The sequence below is a fragment of the Pseudomonas sp. SDO5522_S412 genome (assembly GCF_054071215.1).
In genome coordinates, this window is record NZ_JBSVWQ010000237.1 from 1 (window position 1) to 8,661 (window position 8,661).

General features: G+C 63.8%; 10 protein-coding genes. 8 read left to right on the top strand and 2 right to left on the bottom strand.

Annotated elements, in window-relative coordinates:
- Positions 1 to 133 precede the first annotated feature (133 nt).
- Positions 134 to 748, bottom strand: a complete 615-nt coding sequence (leuD, locus tag ACW9I6_RS27900) for a 3-isopropylmalate dehydratase small subunit (RefSeq protein ID WP_003208984.1) — start codon at positions 746 to 748, stop codon at positions 134 to 136.
- Complete coding sequence (gene leuC / locus ACW9I6_RS27905) at positions 745 to 2,166, bottom strand: 3-isopropylmalate dehydratase large subunit (protein WP_003208986.1); 1,422 nt, start codon at positions 2,164 to 2,166, stop codon at positions 745 to 747. The genes leuD and leuC overlap by 4 nt, the downstream gene beginning before the upstream one ends.
- 251 nt (positions 2,167 to 2,417) lie before the next feature.
- Here leuC and ACW9I6_RS27910 point away from each other — a divergent pair, with 251 nt between their 5' ends.
- Genes ACW9I6_RS27910 through ACW9I6_RS27945 form a run of 8 tightly spaced genes read left to right on the top strand, consistent with a single transcriptional unit; the run spans position 2,418 to position 8,572 of the window.
- Positions 2,418 to 3,620, top strand: coding sequence for a PepSY-associated TM helix domain-containing protein (locus ACW9I6_RS27910; protein WP_008431658.1), 1,203 nt, complete (start codon positions 2,418 to 2,420; stop codon positions 3,618 to 3,620).
- Positions 3,617 to 4,156 (top strand): thiamine pyrophosphate-binding protein, encoded by a 540-nt coding sequence (locus tag ACW9I6_RS27915; protein ID WP_457340069.1) that lies wholly within the window; start codon positions 3,617 to 3,619, stop codon positions 4,154 to 4,156. Before ACW9I6_RS27910 ends, ACW9I6_RS27915 begins: the two co-directional genes overlap by 4 nt.
- The gene (locus ACW9I6_RS27920) at positions 4,153 to 4,482 is read left to right on the top strand and encodes a hypothetical protein (RefSeq protein WP_177047770.1); all 330 of its coding nucleotides are present in this window, start codon (positions 4,153 to 4,155) and stop codon (positions 4,480 to 4,482) included. Before ACW9I6_RS27915 ends, ACW9I6_RS27920 begins: the two co-directional genes overlap by 4 nt.
- Positions 4,479 to 5,039 (top strand): DUF6162 family protein, encoded by a 561-nt coding sequence (locus ACW9I6_RS27925; protein ID WP_008431663.1) that lies wholly within the window; start codon positions 4,479 to 4,481, stop codon positions 5,037 to 5,039. Before ACW9I6_RS27920 ends, ACW9I6_RS27925 begins: the two co-directional genes overlap by 4 nt.
- Positions 5,040 to 5,065: 26 nt before the next feature.
- On the top strand, positions 5,066 to 5,986 hold the full coding sequence (locus ACW9I6_RS27930) for a metal ABC transporter substrate-binding protein (RefSeq protein ID WP_023659272.1): 921 nt from the start codon (positions 5,066 to 5,068) through the stop codon (positions 5,984 to 5,986).
- Positions 5,983 to 6,729 (top strand): metal ABC transporter ATP-binding protein, encoded by a 747-nt coding sequence (locus tag ACW9I6_RS27935; protein ID WP_102369603.1) that lies wholly within the window; start codon positions 5,983 to 5,985, stop codon positions 6,727 to 6,729. Before ACW9I6_RS27930 ends, ACW9I6_RS27935 begins: the two co-directional genes overlap by 4 nt.
- The gene (locus tag ACW9I6_RS27940; protein WP_003208998.1) at positions 6,726 to 7,625 is read left to right on the top strand and encodes a metal ABC transporter permease; all 900 of its coding nucleotides are present in this window, start codon (positions 6,726 to 6,728) and stop codon (positions 7,623 to 7,625) included. Before ACW9I6_RS27935 ends, ACW9I6_RS27940 begins: the two co-directional genes overlap by 4 nt.
- Positions 7,625 to 8,572, top strand: a complete 948-nt coding sequence (locus ACW9I6_RS27945; RefSeq protein WP_457340070.1) for a metal ABC transporter solute-binding protein, Zn/Mn family — start codon at positions 7,625 to 7,627, stop codon at positions 8,570 to 8,572. The genes ACW9I6_RS27940 and ACW9I6_RS27945 overlap by 1 nt, the downstream gene beginning before the upstream one ends.
- Positions 8,573 to 8,661: the final 89 nt, after the last annotated feature.

Below are 8,661 nucleotides of genomic sequence, written 5' to 3' on the forward strand. Positions count from 1 at the left end.
GGTCTTTGCTTTTGCTTTTAACACTCAAGCCGGCCGGGAGGCCGCTGTGCTCTTGATTTTGATCTGACTGCCCCATCCAGCCCGAAGCCGAACGCAGGCAGTGCGCAGCAGCCAACCTGCAACTACAGCCCCATCACCCGAGCCAGGGATTGGCCGCCAAATGCTCACGCTCAAACGCCTTGATCTGCTCACTGCGCTGCAACGTCGTGCCAATAGCATCCAACCCCAACAACAACGCAGTCTTGCGCAACGTATCGATCTGGAACGCAATCACCTGCCCGTCCGCCAAAAGGATCTCCTGCGCCTCCAGGTCCACACTGATCTGCGCCTGCTCAGGCTGACTCACCATCTGCCCCAACCGCTGCAACACCGCCTCCTCCAGCGTGATCAACAACACCCCGTTACGCTGGCAGTTGTCATAGAAAATCCCCGCAAAGCTGCTGCCGATCAACGCGCGAATGCCCATCTGCTTCAGGCCCCACACCGCATGCTCCCGGCTGGAACCACAGCCGAAGTTCGGCCCCACCACCATAAAGCTCGCGCCCTGCCAGGCCGGCTGGTTCAGCACAAATTGCGGGTCAGGCTCCCCCGAGGGCAAAAAGCGCAAATCAAAGAACAACCCGCGATCCAGCCCGTTGCGGTCGATGCCCTTGAGAAACTGCTTGGGCATGATCACGTCGGTGTCGATATTGGCCGCCAGCATCGGCGCCGCCTTGCCGGTGATCCGAGTGAAGGGTTGCAAGCTCATGTGCGGTCTCCAAAGTGGCGAATATCCGTCAGCCGGCCAGTGATGGCCGCAGCGGCGACCATGGCGGGGCTCATCAGGTGCGTGCGGGCACCCGCGCCCTGGCGGCCTTCGAAATTGCGGTTGGTGCTGGAAGCGCAGCGGTCGCCCGGCTCCAGCACGTCGTCGTTCATCGCCAGGCACATCGAGCAGCCCGACTGGCGCCATTCAAACCCGGCGTCGATAAAGATCGCGGCAAGGCCTTCGGCTTCGGCCTGGTCACGCACTTCGGTGGAGCCCGGCACGATCATCGCCCGCACATGGTCGGCCACGTGCTTGCCGCGCACCACGCTGGCGGCGTCGCGCAGGTCTTCGATGCGGGCGTTGGTGCAGGAGCCGATAAAGGCGTGGCTGATCACAATGTCGCTCAACGGCATGCCCGCTTCCAGGCCCATGTAGTTCAAGGCGCGGCGCATGTCCTGGCGCAGGATCAGGTCGCTGATGTCTTGCGGGTCCGGCACGCGGGCGCCGATGGGGGCGGCCTGGTCGGGGCTGGTGCCCCAGGTGACCATCGGCTCAAGGGCGCTGGCATCCAGCTGCACTTCGAGGTCGAACACCGCGTCGGCATCCGAGTGCAGTTGGCGCCAGCCCACCAGGGCGCGTTCCCACAACTCGCCCTTCGGCGCGCGTGGCTTGCCCTTGAGGTAGGCGAAGACTTTTTCGTCCGGCGCCATGAACGCTCCACGTGCGCCGGCTTCCACCGCCATGTTGCAGATGGTCATGCGCGCCTCGACGCTCAAGGCATCGATGGTCGACCCACAAAACTCAATGGCGTAGCCGGTGGCACCCGAGGCACCGATCTTGCCGATCAGCGCCATGATCACGTCCTTGGAGGTCAGCCCACGGGCCAGTTCGCCGTCCACGGTCACACGCAGGCTTTTCAGACGCTTGTAGACCAGGGTTTGCGAGGCCAGCAAATGCTCGATTTCCGAAGTGCCAATGCCAAAGCCGAACGCGCCCAAGGCCCCGTAAGTGGTGGTGTGGCTGTCGCCGGCGGCGATCACCATGCCCGGCAGGATAAAACCCTGTTCCGGGGCGATCACATGTTCGATGCCCTGGCGCTTGTCGAGGATATCCAACAGCTCGATCCCGAAATCCCGGCAGTTTTCCGCCAGGTACGACACCTGGCGCGCGCCGCCCGCATCCGGCATGGTCGCTATGCGCTTGGGCGTGGTGGGGTTCACATGGTCGACCACCGCCAGCGCCGTACCGGGCCGCCACACACCACGGCCCGCCTCGCGCAAGCCGCTGAAAGCTTGCGGGCTGGTGTATTCATTGATCACCTGGCGGTCGATGTACAGCAGCACATGGCCCTGGTCATCCAGGCGGCACACCGTGTGGGAATCGATGTGTTTGTCGTAGAGGGTTCTGGCAGAAGTCATTATGGGGCTCGCTCAACGGTATGACCCCATCATAGGCAGCGCCCCCGCCCCATCAATCCCGCCTTGGTGATGGCTCAGAACATGTTTCGTGTTGCATGAATGCGTATTTGAAACATTTACTTTCATATCCGCCTTAGGGTTTTGTGTTTCTCATCCGTCTTAACTTAGATACAGCCGCTCGCGTCAGCAAAAGCTACGGGTGGCGTTTTCCGGGCCTTTACCGCCTCCCTCCGATCAAGACCCTCATTCACATGTCGAAGAAGTCACGCTCAAAACTCTGGTTTCTCGTGCACAGCTGGCTGGCATTGCCCATCTGGTTCTTTGTGCTGATCGTCTGCGTCACCGGCACCCTGGCGGTGGTCAGCCAGGAGATCGTCTGGCTGGCCAACCCGGACATCCGCGCCAGCAAGCCGTCGGACGATGCCGAACCGCTCACCTACGACCAGGTGATCGGCGCCATCAAGCGCGCCGAACCCCAGGTGATCGTCGAATCCCTGAGCCGCCCGGACGAATCGCACTTCGCCCTCAGCGCCGACCTCAGCTACCCCGACGGGCGCTCGCTGGAGGTCTACGTCAACCCATACACCGGGGTGATCCAGGGCATCAGCCCATCGTTCAACTTCCAGCAATTTACCCGTGCCCTGCATGGCTGGTGGCTGGTGCCTTTCACCAATGGCTACAGCTGGGGCTGGTACCTGGTCTCGCTGCTGGGCTTGCCGCTGCTGGCCTCGCTGGTCACCGGCCTCGTGGTCTACAAGCGTTTCTGGAAAGGTTTTTTCAGGCCGACCCTGCGCATTCGTCACGGTGCGCGGATTTTCTGGGGCGACTTCCACCGGTTGAGCGGCATCTGGTCGATCTGGTTTATCGCGGTGATTTCCATCACAGGCACCTGGTTCCTGATCCAGGCGATCCTGGGTGATAACCAGATCACCATTTCCAGCGAGCCGATCGTCCCGGCGATTGCCCGCGACAAAGTGCCGATGTCCGCCCCGGGCGTACCGGCGCCCATGATTCCCCTGGACGAGGCGATCAACATCGCCACCCAGCGCATTCCCGGGCTTGAGGCCAGCTTCGTAAGCCTGCCCAGCAACGCCTACAGCCACCTGCGCATCGGCGGGCGTGGCTGGTACCCGCTGATGTTCCAGACCGCGGAAATCAACCCGTACAACGGCGAAATCGCCGCCTCGCACCTGCTGTCCGACCGTTCGGCCCTGGAGTTCGTCACCGAATCCATGCGCCCGTTGCACACCGGGGACTTTGGCGGGATCTGGATCAAGCTGATCTGGGCCTTCTTCGGCCTGGTGCTGAGCATGATGGTCTTGAGCGGCTTGCTGATCTGGACCAAACGCACGGCCCTGGCCACCCTCAATGCGCTGAAACGCGAAGCCAAGGCAGCCCGTCAACCGGCGAAAACCCAGGCCTTGCAGGCTGAGACCACGGAGGCCACCCCATGAACAAGGCCATGACAGTTCAACCCCCCTCGCCCCTGCGGGCCTTCTGGCTCAAATGGCGCTTCCACATCAATATCCTGCTGTTGCTGGTGCCCCTGGGCTTCATGCCCAAGTACTTTGCCGACGCGGCACTGTTTCGCGGCGACAGCGGCCTGGGCGAACGGGAGATCGGCGAAGTACAGGTCGGCCCCTGGAGCCTGAAGCTCGCCGAACTACGCAACGAGCCGCCGCGCCCGGACCCGGCAGGCCCGATGAAATCCTTCAACGCTGCCCTGTGTGCCACGTGCATCGACCAGGTCAAGGCGACCTACCTGCGTATCGGCAAGCCCCGCAGCCTGCGGGCGGCCGGGGTGATTTTCTTCGGCACCCCATACCGCATGGGCGCCGCGTTGCCGATCCCTGAGCGCACCCCGCTGGACGCCGAAGTGTGGATCACCATGGAAGGCTGGGACGGCGCCATGCACCAGGCCTCCATTCCCTTGAGCCAGGCATCGCCGGCCACCATCGGCTGGCTGAAAAAACGAGGAGTTAAACCATGACCTTGCAGCAATTGGCCCGCGCCTGTGGCGTGCTGATCCTCGGCGCCGGTTTCAGTACCGCCGCCCTCGCCCACAACCCGATGTGCGAATGCAAGGAAATCGCCGGCGAGCAGATCCAGTGCACCGGTGGTTTCTCCGATGGCAGCGGTGCCCCCGGCGTGACCCTGGATGTGATCGGCTACGACGAGACCATCCTGGTGCCCGGCAAGCTGGGAGAAGACTCGAAGCTGACCTTCAAGAAACCCTCCGCCGAGTTCTACGTGTTGTTTGATGCCGGCCCCGGCCACGTGGTGGAAATCGACCAAGCGGATATCCAGCCCCAATGAGCCGTACAACCCAAGTCGTGCGCCCGGCCGGCGCCGGGCACGAAACCCTGTATGTCCTGCTGTTGTGCCTGATCATCCTCGCCGTTGCCGGCACGGTGGTGGCCTTGCGCGGTGAAAACCAGGAGATCGCCGCCGTGCCCAGCCACCAACTGGACGCCCGCCGCGACCTCAGCGCCGCCGAGCAAGGCATCTACGCCGACCTGCGGGTGACCCTGGATGAAATCCACTTGCTGCAGGAGGAACACAGCGCTCTGCCGACGCCTGAACAGCTGGCCGAAGAGGGCTTCGCGCCCTTTGCCCAGGACGCCAGTTCGGTGAGCCGTGGCGACCACCGCTGGCAGTTGCTGGACGCGGCCTATCTGGGCCTGAGCCAGACGCCGGACCTCAGCGGTTCGCTGTTGATGCGCATCCGCGGCGCCGAGCCGGATATCTGGCTCAACCGCAGCGCCCACCTCACCGCCCCCACCGACCTCACTGACCAGGCGCTGATCAGCGCGGGCTGGCAGCAGGTAGTCGCGCAATTCGATGCCGGTGTCACCCGCCAGCATCGTCACTGAATTCACGTTGCAGCCGAGAGAAGACCATGTCTATTTCATCTCCATTATTACGTCTGGTGCTGGTCGGCCTGATCACCGTGCTGCTGGCCCCGTTCGCCAGTGCCGACCCGGCAAAGCGCCTGCGCATCGGCATCACCCTGCACCCGTATTACAGCTACGTCGCCAATATCGTCGGCGACAAGGCTGAAGTTGTCCCGCTGATCCCGGCCGGTTTCAATCCCCATGCCTACGAACCCCGCGCCGAAGACATCAAACGCATCGGCACCCTTGATGTGATCGTGCTCAACGGCGTCGGCCATGACGATTTCGCCGACCGCATGATCGCCACCAGCGAGCGCCCGGACATCCCGGTGATCGAGGCCAACGCCAACGTGCCGCTGCTGGCCGCCACCGGCAACGCTGCGCGCGGTGCCGGCAAGGTGGTCAACCCGCACACCTTCCTGTCCATCAGCGCCTCGATTGCCCAGGTGAACAACATTGCCCGGGAACTGGGCAAGCTCGACCCGGACAACGCCAAGACCTACACCCAGAACGCCCGCGCCTACGGCAAGCGCCTGCGCCAGATGCGCGCCGACGCCCTGGCCAAGCTCACCAGCGCGCCCAACCCCGACCTGCGGGTGGCCACCGTGCACGCGGCATATGACTACCTGCTGCGGGAATTCGGCCTGGAAGTCACCGCCGTGGTGGAACCGGCCCACGGCATCGAGCCGAGCCCCAGCCAGTTGAAGAAAACCATCGACCAACTGCGGGAACTGGACGTGAAAGTGATCTTCTCGGAGATGGATTTCCCGTCCAGCTACGTCGACACCATCCAGCGTGAATCCGGGGTGAAGCTGTACCCGCTGTCGCATATTTCCTATGGCGACTACAGCGCGGAAAAATACGAAGTGGAAATGACCGGCAACCTCAACACCGTGGTGCGGGCGATTCAGGAGTCCGGGGCATGACGGCGGCTGAACACCTGAGTGTGGCCAGCGTTGGCCCGACCCTCGACTTCGATAACGTCGCGCTGACCCTGGGCCGTACGGTGATCCTCGATGCAGTGAGTTTCCAGGTGCAGCCCGGCAGCATCCATGCGCTGGTGGGCCCCAACGGCGGCGGCAAAAGCTCGCTGATCAAGACCCTGCTGGGGCAAACGCCGCACCAGGGCCAGTTGAGCCTGCATTGGCCGGATGCACCCGGCACCATCGGCTACGTGCCCCAGGCGCTGGAGTTCGACCGGGGCTTGCCGATGACCGTCGACGATTTCATGGCCGCGATGTGCCAGCGGCGTCCGGCGTTTCTCGGGCTGTCCAAACATTACGCCGCCGCGATTGGCGACGCACTGGAACGGGTCGGCATGCAGGACAAGCGCAAGCGGCGCATGGGTGCGCTGTCTGGCGGTGAACGCCAGCGGGTGCTGTTGGCCCAGGGCTTGATCCCGGCACCGCAATTGCTGGTGCTGGACGAACCGATGTCGGCGCTGGACGAAGCCGGGATCCAGGTGTTCGAGCGGCTGCTGAACGACTGGCGCCAGGCCGGGATCACCGTGCTGTGGATCGAACACGACCTGGAAGCCGTCGGCCGCCTGGCCGATCGCGTCACCGGCCTGAACCGCCGTGTGCTGTTCGACGCCACGCCGAAAGAGGCACTGACCCCGGACCGCCTGCTGACCCTGTTCTCCACCCACCCACGGAGCCCGGCCTTATGAGCTATGAAGCCTTTCGTCTGATGGTCCAGGGCTGGGCGTCTTCCGGGTATCTGCCGGAAGCGCTGGCCTATGGATTTGTAGTCAACGCCCTGCTCGCCGGCCTGCTGATCGGCCCGGTGCTGGGTGGTTTGGGCACCCTGGTGGTGGTCAAGCGCTTTGCGTTCTTTTCCGAAGCCGTGGGCCATGCCGCACTGACCGGCGTGGCCGTGGGCATTCTGCTGGGGGAACCGTATACCGGGCCTTACGGCAGCCTGTTCGGCTACTGCCTGCTGTTCGGGATCCTGCTCAACTACTTGCGCAACCGCACCGGCCTGGCGCCGGACACGCTGATCGGCGTATTCCTCTCGGTGTCCCTGGCCCTGGGCGCGAGCCTGCTGCTCATTCTGGCGGGCAAGATCAACGTGCACATTCTCGAAAACGTGCTGTTCGGCTCGGTGCTGACCGTCAACGGCAATGACCTGCTGGTGCTGGCGATTGTCGGCGCATTGGTGATGGCCCTGGCCCTGCCGCTGTACAACCGCATCATGCTCGCCAGCTTCAACCCGCAGTTGGCGGCGGTGCGCGGGGTGGCGGTGAAGACCCTGGACTACCTGTTCGTGATCCTGGTGACCCTGATCACCGTGGCGGCGGTCAAGGTCATCGGCGCGATCCTGGTGGGTGCGTTGCTGGTGATTCCGGCGGCCGCCGCACGCCTGTTGAGCCAGTCGCTCAAGGGCTTCTTCTGGATCTCGGTGGTGATCGCCACCGTCAGCACCCTGTGCGGGATCCTGCTGCCGATCATCTTCGACCTGCCGATTCCGTCCGGTGCCGCGATCATCCTGGTAGCCGGTATCGCCTTCGCCCTCGCCGCCATCGCCCGCGGCACGGTCCCCAGCCTGAAAGGGAATCTTGGATAATGCGCCCGATGTTTCGACCACTGCTTCTGGCCCTGGCCATCGCCACACCGGCATTCGCCGCCGACGGCGTCAAGCCACTACAGATCACCGCCAACCAAGGCGTTGGCCATGCTGCCTTGAACCAGGCCAAGGCGACAAAACCGGTGAAAGTCCTCGCCGCCTTGCCGATCACCTATGGCTTGGCGCAGGTGTTGCTCAAAGGCACTGATGTGCAGCTTGAGCGCGCGGCACCGGCCAACCTGCCCGGCTCGCGGCAAGTCGCCTATTTCACCGGGCGCGGTGCGCAGGCGCTGAACACCCTGGCGCTGGACGCCGATGCAGCCATCGGCCTGCGCTCGCTGTGGCCCGACGACCCGCTGTACCCGGTGGCCCGGCGCAGCAATATCCGCATCGTCGAAGTCGACGCCTCGCGCCCGGTGGACGGCGGCTTGCCGGGGATTGCCGTGCAGCCGGGCGCCACCGACGGCCTGAACAGCCAGCCGTGGCAAGCCAGCAACAACATGGGGCGCATGGCCGATGTGATGGCCGCCGACCTGAGCCGCCTGGCGCCCGAGGCCAAGCCGCAGATCGAAGCCAACCTGGCCGCGCTCAAGCAACGCCTGCTCAAGCTCACCGCCGACAGCGAAGCGCGACTGGCCAAGGCCGATAACCTGACGGTGGCCAGCTTGAGCGATCACTTTGGTTATCTCGTCAGTGGCTTGAACCTGGAGCTGGTCAGCACCGATGCAAGGGCGGATACCGAGTGGACACCCGAGGCGTTGCAGCAACTGAGCGAAGGCTTGAAGGAGAATGAGGTGGCCGTGGTGCTGCATCACCGCAAGCCAAGCGATGCAGTGCAGGCGGCGGTCACGGCGGGCGGGGCGAAGTTGCTGGTGCTGGGCACCGATGGCGCCGACCCGGTGGCGGAACTGGAAGGCAATGTGGATCAGGTGATCAAGGCGCTGTAACGCGCCTCTCACCGGCGAAACACAGTAAATGTGGGAGCGGGCTTGCTCGCGAATGCGGTGTGACAGTCAACACATACGGTGACTGAAAC